General features: G+C 50.4%; 15 protein-coding genes. 9 read left to right on the top strand and 6 right to left on the bottom strand.

The features are described from left to right. Positions 1 to 81: 81 nt before the first annotated feature. Both B5X72_RS01570 and B5X72_RS01565 read right to left on the bottom strand, forming a co-directional pair. Entirely contained in the window at positions 82 to 2,571 is a 2,490-nt protein-coding gene (locus B5X72_RS01570; RefSeq protein ID WP_079715043.1) for a glycoside hydrolase family 95 protein, read from the bottom strand. Positions 2,572 to 2,712: 141 nt separating this feature from the next. Further along, on the bottom strand, positions 2,713 to 3,993 hold the full coding sequence (locus B5X72_RS01565) for a Gfo/Idh/MocA family protein (protein ID WP_079715042.1): 1,281 nt from the start codon (positions 3,991 to 3,993) through the stop codon (positions 2,713 to 2,715). Between the two features lie 190 nt (positions 3,994 to 4,183). Here B5X72_RS01565 and B5X72_RS01560 point away from each other — a divergent pair, with 190 nt between their 5' ends. After that, positions 4,184 to 4,465, top strand: coding sequence for a CBU_0592 family membrane protein (locus B5X72_RS01560; protein ID WP_079715041.1), 282 nt, complete (start codon positions 4,184 to 4,186; stop codon positions 4,463 to 4,465). Here the strand turns inward: B5X72_RS01560 and B5X72_RS01555 are convergent. Beyond that, complete coding sequence (locus tag B5X72_RS01555) at positions 4,433 to 5,047, bottom strand: TetR family transcriptional regulator (protein WP_079715040.1); 615 nt, start codon at positions 5,045 to 5,047, stop codon at positions 4,433 to 4,435. The two genes, B5X72_RS01560 and B5X72_RS01555, sit on opposite strands and share 33 nt — an antisense overlap. 289 nt (positions 5,048 to 5,336) lie before the next feature. Between B5X72_RS01555 and B5X72_RS01550 the strand changes: the two genes are divergently transcribed. The 5 genes from B5X72_RS01550 to B5X72_RS01530 all read left to right on the top strand — a co-directional run bounded on the left by B5X72_RS01550 (position 5,337) and on the right by B5X72_RS01530 (position 12,909). Then, a complete protein-coding gene (locus tag B5X72_RS01550; RefSeq protein WP_079715039.1) occupies positions 5,337 to 8,621 on the top strand; it encodes a SusC/RagA family TonB-linked outer membrane protein in 3,285 nt (1,094 codons plus the stop codon). An 18-nt stretch (positions 8,622 to 8,639) separates the two neighbouring features. After that, complete coding sequence (locus B5X72_RS01545) at positions 8,640 to 10,457, top strand: RagB/SusD family nutrient uptake outer membrane protein (protein WP_079715038.1); 1,818 nt, start codon at positions 8,640 to 8,642, stop codon at positions 10,455 to 10,457. Positions 10,458 to 10,472: 15 nt separating this feature from the next. Continuing rightward, a complete protein-coding gene (locus tag B5X72_RS01540; RefSeq protein ID WP_079715037.1) occupies positions 10,473 to 11,732 on the top strand; it encodes an alkaline phosphatase family protein in 1,260 nt (419 codons plus the stop codon). A gap of 113 nt (positions 11,733 to 11,845) precedes the next feature. Next, positions 11,846 to 12,184 carry a PadR family transcriptional regulator gene (locus B5X72_RS01535; RefSeq protein ID WP_079715382.1) on the top strand — a complete coding sequence of 113 codons (339 nt, stop codon included), beginning with the start codon at positions 11,846 to 11,848 and terminating at the stop codon, positions 12,182 to 12,184. After that, a complete protein-coding gene (locus tag B5X72_RS01530; protein ID WP_079715036.1) occupies positions 12,181 to 12,909 on the top strand; it encodes a hypothetical protein in 729 nt (242 codons plus the stop codon). Before B5X72_RS01535 ends, B5X72_RS01530 begins: the two co-directional genes overlap by 4 nt. Before the next feature lie 26 nt (positions 12,910 to 12,935). Here B5X72_RS01530 and B5X72_RS01525 read toward each other — a convergent pair whose 3' ends face one another. After that, the gene (locus B5X72_RS01525) at positions 12,936 to 14,780 is read right to left on the bottom strand and encodes a beta-N-acetylhexosaminidase (protein WP_079715035.1); all 1,845 of its coding nucleotides are present in this window, start codon (positions 14,778 to 14,780) and stop codon (positions 12,936 to 12,938) included. 164 nt (positions 14,781 to 14,944) lie between these two features. On the opposite strand from B5X72_RS01525, the gene B5X72_RS01520 reads away from it, so the two are divergent. Genes B5X72_RS01520 through B5X72_RS01510 form a run of 3 tightly spaced genes read left to right on the top strand, consistent with a single transcriptional unit; the run spans position 14,945 to position 19,028 of the window. Continuing rightward, a complete protein-coding gene (locus B5X72_RS01520; protein WP_079715034.1) occupies positions 14,945 to 17,401 on the top strand; it encodes a TonB-dependent receptor in 2,457 nt (818 codons plus the stop codon). 13 nt (positions 17,402 to 17,414) lie between these two features. Continuing rightward, positions 17,415 to 18,773, top strand: a complete 1,359-nt coding sequence (locus B5X72_RS01515) for a PepSY-associated TM helix domain-containing protein (protein WP_079715033.1) — start codon at positions 17,415 to 17,417, stop codon at positions 18,771 to 18,773. A gap of 6 nt (positions 18,774 to 18,779) precedes the next feature. Continuing rightward, on the top strand, positions 18,780 to 19,028 hold the full coding sequence (locus B5X72_RS01510; protein WP_079715032.1) for a hypothetical protein: 249 nt from the start codon (positions 18,780 to 18,782) through the stop codon (positions 19,026 to 19,028). Here B5X72_RS01510 and B5X72_RS01505 read toward each other — a convergent pair. After that, positions 19,025 to 19,672, bottom strand: a complete 648-nt coding sequence (locus tag B5X72_RS01505; protein ID WP_079715381.1) for a beta/alpha barrel domain-containing protein — start codon at positions 19,670 to 19,672, stop codon at positions 19,025 to 19,027. The two genes, B5X72_RS01510 and B5X72_RS01505, sit on opposite strands and share 4 nt — an antisense overlap. A 4-nt stretch (positions 19,673 to 19,676) precedes the next feature. Continuing rightward, on the bottom strand, positions 19,677 to 20,669 hold the full coding sequence (locus tag B5X72_RS01500) for a sugar kinase (protein WP_079715031.1): 993 nt from the start codon (positions 20,667 to 20,669) through the stop codon (positions 19,677 to 19,679). Between the last annotated feature and the right edge of the window lie 5 nt (positions 20,670 to 20,674).

The raw sequence follows: 20,674 nt of genomic DNA, 5'->3' as shown, positions 1-20,674 counted from the left end.
AAATTGCATCCAAAAATAGGCAATTTCAACCAATATGCGGTATAATATTATGGATACCCTTCGGGGCTGCGTTTTCCGAAATTAAGTACGTTTCCGCTTCAAGTGACTGTCTAATTGCAATATCTCACCCCCCTTTGTTTTGAAATTTGCGGTTCGATCGCCAAGTCTCAATGTTAAGCGGCCACCTTTTTCGGCTACAATGCGTGCATCCTGCAAGATACCGTCCTCCCAAGTCAGGTCAATGACAAAGCCACCGCGCGCACGCAATCCCTTGACGGAGCCCTGAATGAGCGCCGTGGGCAACGACGGCAGCAAGTGCACCTCAAAGCGAGTGCCTTTTAGCGGCACATGACTCTGCACCAACATCTCGGCGATAGCTGCGGTAGCGCCGAAGTTGCCATCAATTTGAAACGGCGGGTGGTTGTCAAACAGGTTGGGCAACGTCTTCTCGCACAGGAGTACCCCTAGCAGCTTGAAAGCATGGTCGGCATCGTGCAAGCGGTTCCACATGTTGATTTTCCATGCCAAGCCCCAGCCCGTACCGTCGTCTCCCCGCGCTATCAGCGTCTTTTTGGCAGCCGCCGCAAGTTCGGGCGTACCTGTCACCGATATCTGGTTGCCCGGATGGAGGGCAAACAAGTGGGAAGTATGTCGGTGGTGGGGCTCCACTTCGTCATAGTCTTCTACCCATTCCATAACCCGCCCGGTGGTCTCGCTGATGCGGATGGGCGCCAAGCGGGAAAGTGTTTTCAAGCAAGTATTTCGGAAATCTTTGTCGATATTCAGAATCTTCGTGGCAGCAACACAGTTGGTCAGCAAATCATGGATAATCTCAAAGTCCATCGTAGCACCGTATGTAAAGACTGAATGTTCACCATTTGGCAATATAAAAGCATTCTCCGGTGAATAGGAAGGACTTGTCACCAATTTTCCCGCTACAGGTGTTCCGGACGGGGCTTCCACCAGAAAATCGAGAATGAATGCAGCCGCTCCTTTCATCAAAGGGTACGCCCGTTGCCGCAAAAAAGCCGTATCCAGTGTATAGCAATAGTGCTCCCAAGGATGCTGTGCCAACCATGCGGCTCCCATAGGCCAAATCCCCTGTGGCCCATCTGCCGGTGCAGTAAATCCCCAAGCGTCTGTTAGGTGGTGCACCACCCAGCCATCGGCACCGTACAACACCTTAGCGGTACGCTGTCCGGGCTTGACCAGCGACGCCATCAGGTCAACCAGCGGCAAATGCATTTCCGAAAGATTCGTAATCTCCGCAGGCCAATAGTTCATCTGGAGGTTAATATTGGTATGGTAATCCGCGTTCCACGGCGGGTTCATCTGCCACGCCCACAGCCCTTGCAGGTTGGCAGGCATCGTGCCCGGCCGCGAGCTGGCTATCAACAAGTAGCGTCCATACTGGAAAAATGTCTCCACCAGCAGTGGATCGGGTTGACCCGTTGTTCTTGCCTCTTCCAGTAATTCGTCTGTCGCCAAATGCCAATTCTTCCCGTCCTGTGCGCCCAGTTCAAGCTCCACACGACTATAGTAACGCTGATGTTCGCGAATATGAGCCGCTTTTACGGCTTCATACGATTGCCTCGTCGCGTTGGATATGATGGCAGCGCATGTATCTTCCGGAATACCGGGAAAATCGAGCCCGCCGTCATAGACATGTTCCAAGCCGGGATAATTGGTTGCACCGGCAATATACAAAGTCAGCGTGTCGGCGCCTTCCACCGACAGTACGTGGTCATGAAACCGGGTGTGCCCACCACTGACCACCGCTTTCACCTGTGCCGCAAAACGAAGACCGCGGGCATTGCCATCGCTATCTTTCACCGGCAATCGACCTTTTAACAGCAACGATGCTGCATCTGTTGGATGAGGCGTCGTCTCGGCATCTTGCTGGCGCCGCAAGGTGAACGAATTGCTGATTTTTCCGCCGCCGCTCGCAGTAAACCGGACAATGATGGCATTGAGCTCAGCCGAAGCAAAGCTTTCGCGGGTATACCAAATGCCATTATGTTTGTAGCGTACAGTCACAACACCTGTGGCCAAATCCAGGCTCCGCGTATAAGCGTCTGCCGAAAGGTGCCGCGTGTCGAACCACAACTCTGCAAGCGATTGATAAGGTTTGACTCCCCGAGGGCGCCCCATCATCGTTTGCTCCGCCAACTTCACAGCCTCATTGTTTTTGTCTGCGAATAATAAGCGGCGCACTTCAGGTAGTGTTTCCAGCGATTCCGGATTATTTGGATCCAGTGCATAGCCATCCCACAACGTGCTTTCATTGAGCTGAATCCGTTCATCGGCTACTCCACCGAACACCATGCCTCCCAATCGACCGTTACCAATGGGTAATGCCTCTTCCCACACCTTCGCCGATTGTTTATACCATAGCACGTTGCGGCCGGATGGGCGCTCGCCTGCACCGGAAAAGGAAGCCCTGTCCAGCCATTCAGCGCGGATATCACCCATGCGTGAACTGGCAGGGGCCACCTGCGCCATTACACCTAAACCGCTGAGGCAAAACAAGCCAATAAAAAGATACGCTTTTAATTTCAATAGGATAACCATAGCTGTGTTTATAATGAAGAGCCTGTTTAAAATTCATCTACCAATTTTTGCCATATAAATTTAACAGGCGTTAACTGCTGCTAAAATAGGCGCTCCCATTAAAAAAAGCTTAACAAAGAATTAACTGGGGCATTCTACCCCCTAAAAATCCGAGAAATTCCATGGTGTCCGATAGGGTCGTGATATCAATTGGTTTGCCGAAGCATGGTCAAACACTTCGTTCTTCGGATCCCACTTTACATCGGCCTGCAATTCATACACAATATTCACCGCATTGCATACCGATGCCGTGCGGTGGCCTATCTCAACATCAGCAATCGGGCGGCTTCTTTTTTTCATGGCGTCTACCCAATCCTGGTAATGGTTGTCACTTTGGTAGAGTGGCTTATCTGTAGGCTTAAGTGTTTGCGCTACTAATGCGGTTGGTGTTGATCGCAGAAACTCCCGGGATACCTCGATGGTTCCCTCAGTACCGATAAATTGCACAGCATTACCCGGCCCCCACTGCCGGTGGTATACCGTCACGCCGTTGGCATATTGAAATGACGCACCCTCTTGCGCCAGGGGATCCTGCGGTGCACGGAAAGACACCGGGCCGGATTCATCCATACCCAAAGCCCACTGCACGATGTCAAACATGTGAGCACCCCAATCGGTCACATATCCCCCACCGAAATTACGGTAGTTCCGCCAGCCAGCCCAATCTTTGTCGTTTTCAATAGGCGGGGCCAAGAAGGGGTGATATCCGCGATAGAGCGACGGCCCGATCCAAGCGTTCCAATCCAAGTAATCCGGTATCAATTGGGAAGGCAAATCACATTGCCGCACTGGCCCGCCGACGGATACGTTTATCTCCTTAATATCGCCGATGTAACCATTTGTGATCAATTCACACGCCTGACGGAAAGGCTTCCATGAACGCTGCATGCTGCCGGTCTGCAGCACCCGTTTATATTTTCTGACGGCATCAACCATCGCCCGCCCTTCGGCGATGGTCAGTGCCAGCGGCTTCTCGCAATAAATATCTTTGCCCATTTTTGCTGCATCAACACACATTTGCGCGTGCCAGTGGTCTGGCGCCGCCACGACCACGGCATCAATGTCCTTTCGCTCCAGTAACTCCCGGTATTGGGCATAGCCCGTTACTGATGTCGCCACCTTTTCCGCATTGGCCCCGGTTGCACGCTCGACAAAACGGGCAAGCTTTTTGGTATCCACATCACTGGCGGCCAACACAAGCGTTTCGGGGCAACGATTGATATCGCCCAACAAACTCATGGCCTGTTTGCCAACGCCGATATACCCCAGCGTAATCCGATCGCTTGGCGCCAAAAATCCCTTACCGCCAAGCACATGCCTTGGCAGCACCGTAAAAGCTGCCGTCCCCAAAGCCATGTTTTTAATAAATGCTTTCCTTTTCATTGTTGTGGTTTCTAACGTTTATCAAATGGTTAATCGTATCCGCTGCAAAACAAACGCTTATTTGTCAAGCTTGGTAAAGATAACACTAAAGTTTGACGTTAAAATAGTATCGCCTCCCCGATGTGGAGTTTTTGTTTTGGAGGGAGGTAAAGGTTTCGGTACATTAGCCTTCATCAATTTATTAAGAGCAATGACAGAATCAACGGTTACCATCATTGGATGGCTTGGATTTATTTTCTGTACGGTAGCCTACCTACTCCTCAACCTAAAAGTGCTCCGGTTTGACCATCCCATTTATCAATCGCTGAACGTGATAGGCGGTGTGGGTTTGGTCATTAGTGCATTTTATTTTGACGACACTCCCAATCTTGCGGCCAACGGCGTATGGGTACTCATCGCATTGTTCGGCGTCGCTCGTTATTCGAAGGCGCTATCCAGGTCACGACGAAAAGATCACGTCAGGAATGCCTAAAAGCCGGTACGCTTCGGCTTTATAATCTTTGATTTTTTCATCGAACGCTTTGGCATTTGCCGACACACTCAGATAAAAATAGGCACCATCGACCAGGGCGAAGATCAAGTCGGCCGTGAGGCGGGGATTGTCCACTTCAATCAATCCGGCGTCGTTGCAGCGTTGAATAAGCGCGGTAAGCCGCAACCGCAGCGAATCGGTGAGCTTTCGGTACATTTCTTTCACCTTTTTCTCCCGGAAGGTGAGTGCATAACAACTGTAAAATAAGCCATCGTCGAACAGCTTGTTCCATTTTCTGGAAAAAAGATCATCGATAACCACAGCCAGGGTATCTGCCGAAGGCGGGTTCGTACCCTTCTCAGCCCGATAAATGGTCAGGTATTTCTCCAGCGTGTAGTCGATTAACGCATAGGTCAATTCGTCCTTGGTCTTAAAATAGTGAATGATCAAGCTTGGATTGATTTCCATCACCGCCGCAATTTTGGCAATCGATGTATTTTCCAGCCCTTCTTTTTTGGCAACCTTATAGAATACCTTGATGATTTCTAACTGTCGAATCTCCTTTAAGCTTTTCCTTCCCATAAAACGGTGTTAATAGCCGTTACGAAAATACAAAATTTGGACTTACCCTACTTTTATTTTTTATTAATTGCATATTCATTCAATATTTAAACCACAAAATTTCAACCAGCCATCAGCCAGTGTTCCTGTACAACGAACTTTGGCCACGGCTAACAAGCGTTTTCCGTTTCCAATCAATTCATTTAACGAATAGATAACATTTCGATTAAAGCCAGTTCATAGCACAAAATCACTTTTGTTTATTGACTAAATGTTCAATTAATATATACAAGATTCAAAAAGGTAAATTATGAAAAAACAACGACATTGGGACAACGCTTGGAGGCTGGTTTCCCAAAGCTGGGGCACCATCTTTTTGGCGCTGGTATTATTGAAGCCTTTCGATGTATTGGCGCAAAGCCGCCTGGTCGGTAAGGCAACGGATCCGTCCGGCCAGCCGTTGACTGGCGTTAGCGTAGTTGTGCAAGGCACTACCTCAGGCACAGCAACTGACGATGTTGGCCAGTATGCACTCGACAATATTGAGCAAGGCGCGATATTGGTATTCCGTATGGTAGGGTACAAAACGCTGGAATTGCAGTATACAGGTCAAAATCAATTGGATGTCGTATTGGAAGCAGATGCCAGTGACTTAGATGAAGTTATCGTGGTCGGATACGGCACGCAACGGAAAGTGAATCTGTCGGGTGCTGTTGACCAGGTGGACGCGAAAGTATTGGAAAATCGCCCCATTTCCAATACCGCACAGGGCTTACAAGGCTTAGTGCCCAATTTAAACATCCGGTTTGATTCGGGAGCGCCGGGAGCCGCCGCAGATATCAATATCAGGGGAATCACGTCCATCAACGGGGGCGGGCCGCTTATCATGGTTGATGGCGTTCAGGTGAGTTCGGCCGAGCTGAACCTCATCGCACCACAGGATATCGAGAGCATTTCAGTCATTAAGGATGCATCCGCGGCAGCGATTTATGGCGCACGGGCTGCTTTTGGTGTCATCCTGATCACCACAAAGAACGGATCGGTCGCCGGAACAACGGTGAGCTATTCCAATAACCTAACGTTTAATACACCGACGGTAATGGCCAGGAAGATCACCGATCCTTATGTATTTTCCCGGTTATTGCAAACCTCTACGGACAACACGCCCTGGAACAACGTCAACTACAACGACCAGTTTTACACCTATGCCCGCGATCGTTCAAATGATCCATCGATCCCCGGCGTGCGGATCAATCCCTCCGCCACCGGCGAATGGGAGTATATGGGCAACCGCGACTGGGCCCGCTACTTTCTGGATGATTTCAATTTCACGACCAACCATGACCTGGCCATCAGCGGCATGAGCGAAAACCGGAAAGCCCGCTATTACCTCTCCGGCGGTTACAACCGGCAGAATAGCCCGCTCACCCTTGCCGATGATTATTATGACCGGTTCAGCCTGCGGACAAAGGTAGACTATGCGTTGACGGACTGGTTTACGCTGGGCAACAATACATCGATGACCAATGCCAAGCGTAAAACCCCAACGCAGCTGGATATTTTTGAAATCTACAACTTTTTCCCCACGGCTTGGGATATCAATCCAGATGGTACATGGGCAAATACGTCCGTCGGCCGCCAAGCGGCCGCCATCACCGATGGCGGTGAATCAACCCGGGCTACAGAGGCTTTCCAAACCCAGTTTACCACCGAACTTTCCTTTTGGGATCGGCTGTTGAGAGTCAATGCGGACTACACCTACCGCCGCACAAATGAAAACTACAATGCCTACAAGACAAGCTACCTTATCGGATTCGGCCCTGATGATGTCAGGGAAGAAGGCGACAATGAAGCCACAAGAGAAGGTCTGTTCGACACATACCAAGCATTAAACATCTATGGCACGCTAAACAAGGAAATCGGAGAACATCACCTTTCGGCTATCCTCGGTTACAACCAGGAGAGCTACCGCGGTGAACTCTTCAGAGTCAGCCGTACAGGACTTATTTCCAGCGCATTTCCCACACTTGAACTTGCCACGGGCCAAGCCAACGGTACGGAACGCATCGATACCTATGCGCTACGGGGTGCATTTTTCCGTCTCAACTATATATTTGACAACCGCTATATCGTGGAGTTCAATGGCCGGTATGACGGCTCCTCGCGTTTTCCCAAAGATAAGCGCTTCGGTTTTTTCCCTTCGGGATCGGTGGCCTGGCGCCTGGATCAGGAGCCTTTCATGGAGTCCATCCGCGGCACCGTGAGCAACCTGAAGCTGCGCGCCTCTTACGGCTCGTTGGGTAACCAAAACGTATCCAATTATGGTTATATTCCGTCGATGGCAACAGCGCAATCGGACTACCTGATCGGCGGTGCCCGCCCCAACCACATCTCACCGCCTTTACTGGTCTCACCGAACTACACCTGGGAAAAGGTCAATACGCTGAACTTCGGTGTTGATTTTGGAGTAATGAAGGAAAAGCTTACGGCCACATTTGATATGTATACGCGGAATACGCTGAACATGCTGACGCTGGGTAAACGACTGCCTGGCGTACTGGGTGCCGCTGAACCCCTTGAGAATGCGGCCGACCTGAAGACACGGGGCTGGGAGCTCTCCTTAGGCTACCGCGACAACTACACCGTCGGTGGAAGCCCGTTTAATCTGGAAGCCCGTTTTGTCCTTTCCGACTCAAAGAGCGAGATTACCCGTTTCACCAACCCTTCGAACGACATCCTGCAGTACTACGAAGGCATGCAACTGGGTGAAATCTGGGGCCTGCAGAGCGACGGCTTCTTTACCAACGCGGAAGAGATCGCCCGGCTTGACCAATCGTCAATCATCCCGTGGGATGCCCTGGCCATCGTGCCCGGCTGGCCCAAGTACAAAGACCTGAATGGCGACAACGTCATCAATAAAGGAAACCTGACATTGGGCGACACGGGAGACCTGTCCGTTATCGGCAACACCACACCGCGCTACCAGTTCGGGCTGGACCTCAACATGAATTGGAAAAACATCGATTTCCGCATGTTCTGGCAGGGCGTCAGCAAGCGCGACTATTACCCGCTGGATTACCTGTACTGGGGGCATTACCAGCAGCCTTACGGCAATACGTTCGAACACCTGCTTGACTTTTACCGGGCCGAAAACGAAACTGAGGCCGAGCGGGCACGGCATTCGCAGGCCTATCTGGACCTGGGCCTAGCTGATCAAAACTTGAACGCACGTTTTCCCCACCTGCAGAGCTGGCTGGCCGATGCCAACCTCGGCACCCGCATTGACGGCGCACGGGGGCTGGCCATTCCACAGACCAATTACTTGCTAAACGCCGCTTATCTGCGCCTGAAGAACCTCACCATCGGCTACACCCTTCCTGCGCGGTGGACAAGCAAAGCGGGTATCTCGCGGATCCGGGTGTTCGCAACCGGCGAAAACGTATTCGAGTTTTCAGAGGTAAAAAAATATTTTGACCCTGAAACGACCAATGCCAACATCAATACGGACCCCACCCAAGATATCGGCCGTAGGGGCAACGGGATGACATACCCCTTCCAGCGCAGTTATTCATTTGGCCTCAACCTTATTTTTTAATCCCAGCATATACAAGCCATGAAACGAATTTCAAACTATCATACCTTTGCCGCAGCAGCACTGCTGTTCCTCTCGTCCTGCAATGACGGCTTCCTTGAGAAATACCCTGAAACGGAGATCGGGCAGGAAAGCTTTTTCAATAATGAGCAGGATTTGAATCTGGCGTCTTTAAGGCTTTATGACTTTCCGTCAGTAGGAGGCTATTATATTTCGGACGCCGTTACCGACAATGCCTGGACAACCGGCAGTGCCGAATTGAAGAACATGATGGTTTCCACGCCAAGTGCGGAATCACTAACCAGCGGATGGGATTGGGAAAAGGTACGCAACTGCAATTTCTTTCTGGAGAATTTCCGCAGAGCGGCCGTAAGCGAACAGCGGTTGAACCATTATGAAGGTTTAGGCCGTTTCTTCAGAGCCAGGGCATACGTGGAGAAAGTAAAACGCTATTCTGACGTACCCTGGATTGAACAAACCGTATCCACGGATAATGAAGGCATCCTCTTTGCGGCGCGCGACCCCCGCGAGCTGGTCGTCGGTAAGATATTGGAGGATTACGATTTTGCGATTAACAACATCGACGAGACAGCGCCAAACGGCGCGGTCAACCGTTGGGTAGCCAAAGCCGACTATGCCCGTTTCCTGTTGTACGAAGGCACGTTCCGCAAGTACCATCCCGAACTGAACCTGACTTCATCGGCAGATGCGCTGTTGCAGCGCGCAGTGGAAGTAGCGCAGGATGTCATCACGAACGGCGGATTTTTCATCCATAACACCGGTAATCCCCGGGAAGATTACGGCAGCTTGTTTTTCAACACCAACCTCTTTGCCGTTGGCGAAATCATCTTTGCCCGTGACTACGCCCATGAACTGTTGAACGGTGATGTATGGGATACCAGCGACGGCGTATTTGGCAACTACGAGGTTTTCCCGGTGAAAGACCTGGTACAGGCTTACCTGATGGAGGACGGCAGCTTCTATAGTGCGCAACCGAACTATGCGCAGAATGAGTTTGTAGACGAGTTTAAAAACCGTGACCCAAGGATGTACCAAACCCTTGCCTACCCGGGCTGGGAATTGGTGCGCTCAGGCACCTATTTGCAAGGATCCGGGTTGTATGTACAGCAATTAGCCAAAAACTTTTCGGGATACCACCAAATCAAAGGCCTGTACAACACGACAAATTTGCAGGAACGAAACAACATCGATTTGCCATTGTACCGGTTTGCGGAAACCCTGCTCATCTATGCGGAGGCAAAGGCCGAGCTCGGGCAGCTTACCCAGGGAGATCTGGATATCTCGGTGAACATGTTGCGGGCCCGGGCGGGAATGCCCGGCATGACGCTCAACCCGCCGGTAGATCCGGTACAGGCCGCTAAATTCCCGAACGTGAGTTCCCCACAGCGGGCGGAGATTCTGGAAATCCGCAGAGAAAGAAGAATCGAATTGGCTTTCGAAGGATTCCGGCATGATGATCTGATGCGGTGGGAAGTCGGGAAACTGCTTGAAAAAGAGCCTCAGGGCATTTACTTTTCCCGTTTAGGGCAGCACGACCTCAACGGCGATGGCGTACCCGACATCATCCTGCTGCCGGCATCCGAATCCATTCCCGCGCAACGCGAAACCAACAGCCTGGGCGTGCCGTTTATCTATTATCGCGTGGGCACGTTTGCCAATCCGGATGTTTCTGTATTTTTGAGCAGCCCCACGTCCGGCAATGTGCAGGTAGTGGAAAATGCAGGAACTTTTGAAACACCGAAATACTATTACAGGCCGATACCCCAATCCCAGATCCAGCTAAATCCTAATTTAGGGGACCAACTATTCGGTTGGTAAGTAACTTTGAAAACAATGAAAAAAACAGCAAAATTACTGACATTGGCGCTGGCGGCACTTTGGGTCGCCGCCTGCCAATCGCCTGAAGCGAAGACTCCGCCAGTTCGGAAAGTTTTGTTCGCGATTGTCGATGGAATCCCCGCAGATGTTATCGAGCGGGTAAATACACCGTGGATAGATAGCGTGGCGGCCCAAGGCGGGTATACCCGCGCATACACCGGTGGCGAAAAAGGGAGCTATTCGGAGTCGCCCACCATTTCGGCGGTATGTTACACCCATTTTGTGACCGGCACGTGGACGAATAAGCACAACGTATGGGATAATGGCATTGCCGCCATCAACTACCACTACCCCACCTTTTTTTGGTACCTCAAGCAGCAGTATCCGGAAAAGAAAATCGGAATATTTTCCACATGGGAGGATAACCGCACGAAGCTTGTCGGAGAAGGCAAGTCCGAAACAGGGGGCATCAAAATGGACGTTCATGTAGATGGGTATGAGTTGGACACGGCGGCATTCCCACATGATCCAGCAAGCCATTATATCCACCTGATTGACGAACGCGTATCGGAAGAGGCCGCACAAGCCATCCGGAATGATGCGCCGGACCTCTCATGGGTGTATTTGCAATACACAGATGATATCGGCCACCAGTTTGGCGACAGCCCGCAGATGGACAGCGCGGTGGTCATCGCTGACCATCAGGTGGGGCGATTGTGGCAAGCAGTCCAATACCGTAAGGATAACTTCAATGAGGATTGGCTGGTGTACATCGTCACTGACCATGGCCGCGATGACAAGGGCTACCATCATGGTGGGCAAACACCCCGCGAACGGGGCATCTGGTTGGCCACCAATGATAAAAACCTAAATACTTATTTCCACGAACGTAAGCCTGCATCGGTGGATGTGCTTCCAACGATTTTGCGGTTCTTGGATGTGAAAGCACCACGGGAGTACCAATTTGAGTGGGATGGCATTCCGCTTTCGGGAAATGTTTCACATGTTTTCAAAACAGCAACATTGCAGGGCGATAGCTTATCATTGGCATGGGAAGCATTGAATACCGAGGGAAATCTCACCGTATGGCTGGCCACAACCAACAACCATGCTTCGGGTGGAACCGACGTATACACGTCGTTGATGGAAGTACCCGTAGCTGCTGGCAGAGCTATCATAGACATCAGTGAGTATCCGTCTGATTTTTACAAGGTGGTGTTGGAGTCTGCCGACCATACCGCTAATCGATGGGTAATACGCGAAAGTACCCGGTGATAGCCTAAGGACGGGAGCACGGAACGAACGTTGTAACGACATAATACGGTGATTGGTAACTTTTCGATATACATAATTTACTTATGTATATCGAAAAGTTATATATTTGCACCATGAGCTCGGCAAAATTATTAAAAGGTACACTTCAGACCATCATCCTGAAACTGCTGGATGACCACGAAAAAATGTACGGTTATGAAATCACCCAGAAGGTGAAGGAATTGAGCGGCGGTGAATTCAAACTTACCGAAGGTGCGTTGTATCCGGCACTGCACAAGTTGGAGGCTGATGGCTTACTGGAAACCAGTACCGAGCTGGTGGACGGACGCATACGTAAGTACTATTCACTATCGCGGGAAGGAAAGAGCGAAGTAAAGGAAAAAATGGGCGAAGCCGCCACGTTTATCGAAAAACTGCAACTGGTGTTGAACCTTAAACCAACCGTATCATGAAGACGTTGATGCCCTATGAAAAGCGATGGATTGCAAAACGATTGAAAATTTACAGCATAAAGTATGCTGAAATATACAACGAAGTATACGATCATATGGTATCAGCGTGCGAACACAAACGCCAATCGGGCGACAATCGTCCAATTCTTTCGCTTTTCCAGGAGGCGATGGATCAGGATATCGGCAGCCACAAGGGCATTGCATGGATGACGGAAGAACGTGAAGCGCTATTGAAGGAACATCTGTTGACGGCACTTAAACAGGAATTTAAAAGTTACTTTGATTCGGCAAAAATACTCTGGGCGTGCGCTGCATACGTCGCATATTTTACGGCAATGCAATCCCTGCAGCTTGATTTGCGCTGGCATTTAATCGTATTGGCCGGGGTATTGGCACTTCCGTTTTGCTATCTGCTGGTTGTCGGCACGAAAAATGGATACTTCCGGACGATCACCCATAAGCGAAAAACATCGTTGGTCAATACGCTGATGATACGGCTCACACAACCCGCAGCGTTGGGCTTTTATGCCGGATTTTTCAGCATACCCCAACTGCTTACGCTGTTTACCAGCGACTCAGAAACTGGTACACAGCTGACGAAAGGGTTCGTCCATTTTTTGGGCCATCCGGGGATGTCCGTACTGATAACCGTTGCGTTGATTTATGTGGCGTCGTTCGTCAAAATCGTCAACACAGATTACCGGAGATTGATTGCTCACGTTTAGCCGGTAAGCCCGGTATCGGGCTTAAATCAATCTACTTGCTCGAAATGTACCATCGAACGTATGCTTACCGGACTAATCCGCTGACCATCCCTGAATGTTGCAGCGCGCACGGTCGTATATTCAGCGACTTCAAACGGTCCCTCATAGCGCGGTGAATTGGCCGATGGTTCTGTACCGTCCGTGGTGTAATGTATCAGCGGCCGGTAGCTATCGGTTTTCAGTGTTACGGTCGAAGTATTGCTTGCAACGTTGTCTTCTACCTCAAAATAGACCTGATAGGCACTTTTTGCATAGTTGATACCCGCGCGTTCATAGCGTACGTACTGGGTCTCCATCCGCCGGATAAAATCTTCCCAATTCTTGTTTTCGGGGCTGCTCCAGCCAATTTCCGCTACCGCCGCACCCCGGGGATAGGTCATATAATCCGCCTTGTCCGGCGAATGGATATATTCACCCCACACGTTACCTTGTACACCCAGGATAAATTCGCGTTCCTTACCTTCCAGCTCTTCCGGTATCGGCTCAAACGAGTACACCTTGCGCAGGGGCAAGTGCCCTCCGATAGCATTGGGCTCCAGATAAGGCTCGCCTTGAAAATAGTCAAGATACATGTGGGTGGTGGGGGTCATTACTACGGGATGGTGCATCCGGGCTGCTTCAATCCCTCCTTTCGTACCCCGCCACGACATGACGGCAGCATTGGGCGCCAAGCCACCTTCCAGGATTTCATCCCATCCGATGATGCGTTTGCCCTTACTATTGAGGAATTTTTCGATACGTGTAATGAAATAGCTTTGTAGCTCATGTTCGTCCTTCAACCCTTCGTCCTTTATGCGTTGTTGGCAATGCGGGCAGGCTTTCCAACGGTCTTTCGGGGCCTCGTCACCACCGATATGGATGATTTGGCTGGGAAAAAGTTCAGCAACTTCAGCGAGTACGCCCGCCAGGAAAACAAAAACTTCTTCCTTACCTGCACAATAAATATCTTTTTGGATAGCCCACTGTTCGGGGATTTCGAAAGGCCCTCCTGTACACGAAAGCTCTGGGTAGGCTACCAGCGCCGAAAGCACATGGCCGGGAAGTTCGATTTCAGGAATCACCGTAACGTACCTTTCCTGTGCATAGGCTACCACTTCCTTGACGTCTTCGTGTGTATAAAATCCGCCATGTGGATGATGATTGATATACGGCCCGCGTTGAAAATTGGTACTGGGCCGCCAAGCACTCACATCGGTAAGCCGGGGATACTTTTTTATCTCAATGCGCCATCCATGGTCTTCCACCAGATGCCAGTGGAAAACATTCATTTTATGCATAGCCAGGTAGTCGATGTATTTCTTGATGTAGTCTACCGAATAAAAGTAGCGACCTACGTCAAGCATCAGCCCTCGCCAGCCGAACCGAGGCTTATCAACAATTTCCACGGCAGGGATCAATACGGCCTGGTTAGCGGTTTGCCCGACCGGCAGCAATTGATAGATAGATTGTATGGCATAAAACAGGCCATTGGTTTTTTCGGCACGCACCGTAATGTTATCGTTATCTATAAACAGGCGATAGCCCTCGTCGCCAAGCGTATCAGCAGTTAATTGCAGCCTTATGGCAGTTTCTGCACGCTCCGCATGCGGCGAAGATAAGGAGGCACGTATTCCCGTACGCTCAAACAGCCCCTGTAGCAGTAATTCGCCCAGCGCCCTCAATTCGGGTTGGCTGCCGTCCACTTGAATTACTGTTTTTTCAGTGAATACAAATGTGCCCTGTTTCTGTTCCAGCGCCAGCGGTTTCGGAATAATGGAAAGCTGTTCCTGGGCACACAATCTCGCTGAGGTCAACAATGCGAAGACAATGGAAATTTTGGCAATGCTATTCATAATCGGTATATCTATCCTACAAACATAGCGAACCAAGCGCATAATATCCCGCGCAATCGATTGAGCAATTTTCAGAAAAAATGCACCTTCTTTTTTTAGTGAGTTTTGATTTTGATGATTATTTGCTTTAACATTGCACTTTATTTAAATTAAGTCCAAATAACATGGCTAATAAATTAACCTATCTATTCATATCACTTTTGCTTGCCGGCGTGCATCAAAGTGGTTTCAGCCAAAGCTTATCGTTGGCTGGACAAGTCGTTTCGGTTGCCGACCGGCAGCCGCTCGCAGGTGTTACCGTTCGTTTATCTGGCATTCCGAATGGCCGGGTCACGGATGAGCGCGGCGTCTTTTCTTTTGAAGGGCTTGCTAATGGCCAATACACCTTGACATTTTCATACCTTGGGTATGAGGCCGCCCGCGTCAGTATTTCGCTCCCTTCTCCAAATAGCGGCAACTTAACGGTCGCCTTGAGTCCCATCGAAAATCAGCTGCAAGCGGTGGAGATCTTGGGACGAAAAGAGCAAACCTATAAAAACACGTCCTCATTTGCCGGCACCAAGACCGAGACGCCTATCAAGTTTGTCCCGCAAGCTATCAGCTATGTGACCAAGGAAGTCATCGAAGACCAACAAGCATTCAAAACCAGCGATGTGCTGAAAAACATAAGCGGCGTCAATGTCTTTTCCTATTACAATAATGACTTTACGCTACGCGGCTTCCGGGCCAGCAACGCATTAATCAATGGCCTGCGCGACGCCACCAACAGTTGGGCTCAGTCACTGCTTCCAAACGTAGAACGTATTGAGGTAATAAAGGGGCCGGCCTCCGCGTTGTTTGCCAATACGGATCCGGGCGGCACGGTAAATACGGTGACGAAAAAACCGTTGGATGTAGACCGTAAATCAGTGAGTTTCGCCACGGGCAGCTACAATACATACCGGATAACGAGCGACTTTACCGGCCCGATGAACAAAGAAAAGACCTTACTTTACCGGCTGAACCTGGCATATCAAAATGCGCAGTCCTTCCGCGTATTGCAGGGGGGCGAAGACATGGTAATTGCTCCCTCCATCTCCTTCGTTCCTACCGACCGTACGCAAGTAAACGTCGATTTTGTTTACTCCAAAACCAATTCACGGCTGGACCGCGGCCAACCCATCTTTGGCGCCTCAGCCGGGACGGACTTATACTCCACGCCGGTATCATTTGCCATCGGTAAGGAAAACGACTATGAGAACGAGCTGAATTTGTATACCACGGCATCGCTGCAGCACAAACTTACCGACCACATTTCGTTCAATGCTTCCTACATGAAATTTCTGTATGACGAGGACCTGCTCGAGCATCGTACATCTAACCGCTATGCCGTGGATGCCAACGGACAGCAGATTCCAACATTGATGGAAATGCAAACCATTCGCCGTAAGCGCAAAAACTATAACGACAACATTACGCTGTATCTTGTCAACGACTTCCATACCGGCCCCTTGGTGCATAAGCTACTGGTAGGATATGATTATATCCAGAATGTTTCGCCTGTAGGCGGTTCAAACTATAATGCGCTCGGCTATCGCAACGCTGCCAATAATGGGGCTATTAATACGTATGAGCCCGAAAATCGCGACGACTACCTGATTCGCAATGGCCGTCCGGTACCGAATGTACCCCACTTCGATTTGACAAATCCCGATTATTCCATATCCGAGATATCGGGATATTTCAACGTCTCCAGCCCTCAAGCCGTCACCAAATACTATGTCAATGGGTTTTACCTCCAAGACCAGATTACATGGGGACCGATACAGGCTTTGGTGGCCTTCAGGCAAGAATATTATACAGATATCCTGAACTACCAGCGGGATAACGAAGAAACCGTGGAACAGCAAAAGTTCATTCCTCGGTTTGGCCTTGTATACACGCCTGCCGAGCCCGTCAGCGTATATGTAACTTACGCGCAGGGTTATCAACCTCAGGGCGCAGGCACCATTGGTGACCCTGGACGGTTCGGCGGGCCGTTTGACCCGCTTACCAGCACGATGTACGAAGGTGGAGCAAAGATGGAATTTATCAACAAGCAATTAAGCATCAATGCTGCCATCTACCATATCGAGCAAAATAACATCCTCATCAATGCCAATGACCCCGGCAATCCGGATCTGCTTAGGCAGCTCGGCCAGCAACGGTCAAGGGGGATAGAGTTAGATGCCTACGGCCAGATCAGGCCCAACCTCAGCATCACAGCCAACTTCACCATCAACGAAACCATTATCACCGAAAGCGATGATCCGGATGAAATAGGCAATACGCTACCCAACGCACCTAAGCATCAAGGCGGCATATGGGCTAAATACACCTTTACCATCCCCGCCCTGGATGGCATAGGCGTGGGCGCCGGAGCGAACTACGTGAGTTCCCGGGCTACGCTCAGCGATATCCTCACATTGCCATCATATGTCGTTGCCGACGCGGCGCTCTATTATACCATCGACAAGTTCAAGCTTTCGGCCAACTTCAATAACGTATTCAACAAAACACACTGGGTAGGCGGTTACGATTTCAACCGGTTGTTTCCAGGTACGCCCAGGAATTTCCTGATTGGCGTAGGTTACACCTTCTAATTATCCAACTAAGATGTCCAAGCGCGCTGGCAAGGCAGAAAGCAACAAAAAGCTATTTTGGCGTCTCCACCACTGGGTGGGATTGTATACCGGGATACTCATCGGTGTGCTGAGCCTTACGGGGGCAATCGCTGTATTCATTCCGGAAATTGACGAGCTGATTGTCAAACATTACTATCATGCGGCATCAGTGCCTTCACCCTCCGGGATACCGCAATTTGGCAAATCCATCGATTCGCTTATCAAACGGTATCCCGATTACAGCTCATTGACGATCAACCTGCCCGACCAAGACGGTCAAACCGCAAAGGCCGACATGACCATCCGTCCGCCTGACCAAGACGGATTGGTACGCTATGACTTTTTTATCGACGCTGGCATGGACCGTATCGTCGGACAACGCAACCAACAGAATTCGCTGGCCAACTACTTAAGGCAGATGCATGTACGGCTTTATGAAGGCTACTGGGGCAGGCAATTAGTAGGCCTCGGCGGGATAGCCTTAGCCGTGGTCGCCATCACCGGGCTGCTCATCTACGGCAACTTTATGAAAAAACAGGCATGGCCTAACCTGCGGAAGACGCTCGACATGCGCATCATCATGGCTGATTGGCATAAATTATTAGGTATCAGCGCAATGGCATTCAACCTCGTCATAGCGCTCACGGGTGCGTGGCTGGGGCTACAACCTTGGTTGATGCGGTGGCTGGAGATCGAAACCCCCAACACGTTTAAAGCTCCGATCGTCATGGAAGCCGATGCGGACAAAACGCAGTATATCGATTGGCAAGCGGTCTTAGCCGCAACAAAAACGGAATTCCCCGAATTGATTCCCCGGCATCTGGCCCCCTCGACCAATGGCTCGGCATCCATCACAGTCCGGGGTAATATAGCTGGACAAATCTACGAGCGGAATATCAATACGTTGGTTATTTCAAAAAGTGGTTACACGCCTATTTTCAAATATGATGTCCGCGAACAGTCTTTTGGCCACAAGTTCTACTTTATTCAGGAAGCCGTGCACTTTGGCGATTTTGGCGGGTTACTGCTCAAAGCGGTCTACGCCATACTTGGCCTTACCAGCGGCTTTCTATCCATCAGCGGCTTCGTCATTTTTCTTTTTCGGCGCAACAAGAAAAAAGGCAATTCGACCGCTCCAACCAGCCCCTGGAAAACCACGTTTGTCTACAGCATGCTGGTGCTGCTGTTTTTGATTGTGATCGCACTGATTAGCTTGTTCATTGGCTATACACAAGCAGCCTTGGTGGCAGGCATTGTCATCAATGTATTGTTAATCACGCTAATCGCTTATTCCTTGGTACGCTATGTTATTGTGCGATGCCGGGGAAAGCGACAGGCGGGTATACATTAGTTAAAAATGAAACATACGAAAAAGCACTATCACGCACTTATCGAGCACTATCTTGTGCCCGCTGCGCTCTTTTTGCTCAACATCAATCTTATACATATCATCTATGCATATTTCAATGGCAGCTGGGATCGCCTGTGGCATCTGGTTGCGCTGACGATCGCTTTCGCGGCATTGGGCAGTGCAGTCCTGCTAAAGAATCAGCGTTTGCTATGGTGTTCGATGGGCTATTATTTGTTGCTGCTGGCCTATAGTTAGCGATACCTACCTACCCAATCCATCATTTCGCGGCTTCGTTGCACCAACCAATCGTACCCTATCGCTCCCTCGGGTTTAGCAAACAACTTCGACCCTAAGCCTACCGCACTCACGCCGGCACCGAACCATCCGGCGATACTATCGGCCGTTGGATTTACGCCGCCTGTCGGCATGAACCGCATGGCGGGGAATAACGGTTTAATGGCCTTCAAAAAACCAGTACCCAATGTATCACCAGGAAAAAGTTTAACTAATGGCGCCCCAAGATCTTCAGCATGGCTAATCTCTGTCGGCGTCATGCAGCCCGGCACCCAGAGGACACCTTGTTCAAGCGTGACCGCCGCGATTTCGGCCTTGACAACCGGACTAACGATAAACGTCGCGCCCATTTCGATATAGGCGGTAGCCATGGCTGCGGTTTTGATGGTACCGATGCCAAGCAACAGATCCGGCCAATGCGCCCGCTGATAGGTGAGAAGCTTAGAAAAATTCTCCGGCGCCTTCTCGCCGCGGTTTACAAATTCAAACACTCGGATGCCGCCCTGGTAGCAGGCGTTTACCACTTCCGTGCAGGTATGAATATCCTCATTATAATATACCGGCAGTACCGGATACCTCAGGATATGGTCAAGTGTGCTTTTCATATACTCAAATCGCTCCATTGCCAAAGTCGCCTTTGACAAACAATTTCTTAAATCCTGCGGCCGTGGCCGCATCAATGATGTCCTGCCCGCCCTTCTCATTCACGAGGGCATAAATTAATCCCGCCATAAAGGCGTCACCGCTGCCAATACGATCGATCACCCCGTTTGTTTCATTAACAGGGGAGATAAAGTCCGCTTCACGTGTATGGTATGTACCATACAGCAGGTTGTGAGTAGCCGAGTCCATGAAACGGAAGGTATAGGCAATGTGCTTGCATCGGGGTAATAAGCCGAATACTTCCCCCGCAGATTCCTTGGCGTGTTCGAAATACACTTCAGGGGGGGTATCCCTCGTCAATGTTTCCAATACAGAACTGCCAACCATTTTGTTTGCGGCCCAAATATTGCCCATGACAACGTCGCAATACTGCAGCAATGCCGGCATGACCTCAATGGGCTGTTTACCATAATTCCACAGCTTGTTGCGGTAGTTGAGATCGACGGATACCGTCAACCCCTTGCGGTGCGCCACCTCCAGTGCTTCCAGGCAAACGTCTGCCAGCGGCGCACTCAAGGCAGGTGTGAGCGCACTCCAATGCAACCACGTAAAGTCTTCCAGTATGGCATCCCAATTGATTGTGCCGGGCTTAAGTTCGCTGAAAGCCGAATAGTTCCTGTCATACACAACCTCGCCTTTGCTAAGGCCATTGGCCGACAAGAGAAAGTACAGGCCCATCCGATCGCCTTCGAGTAAGGTAGGCGAAACGTCCACACCAAGCGTTTTCAAGGTAGAAAGAGCTTGCAGGGCCAGCTCGTTGCCAGGCACACGGCTGAGGTAGCTGCATGCGATTCCCAGCTGCCCCAGCGATGCCGCCACATTCGCTTCCGAGCCGCCCGGAAAAACCACCACCTGTCCGTCCGCCCCCAAAAACGACTCGCCCGAGGAGCTCAGCCTTAACAGCAATTCTCCAAATGAAAGTATCTTGTGTTTAATCATGGCTG

It is taken from the genome of Parapedobacter luteus (assembly GCF_900168055.1).
GTDB classification, from domain to species: Bacteria; Bacteroidota; Bacteroidia; order Sphingobacteriales; family Sphingobacteriaceae; genus Parapedobacter; species Parapedobacter luteus.
Note: the sequence above shows the minus strand (reverse complement) of the source record. Positions and strands in the feature narration are given on the sequence as shown.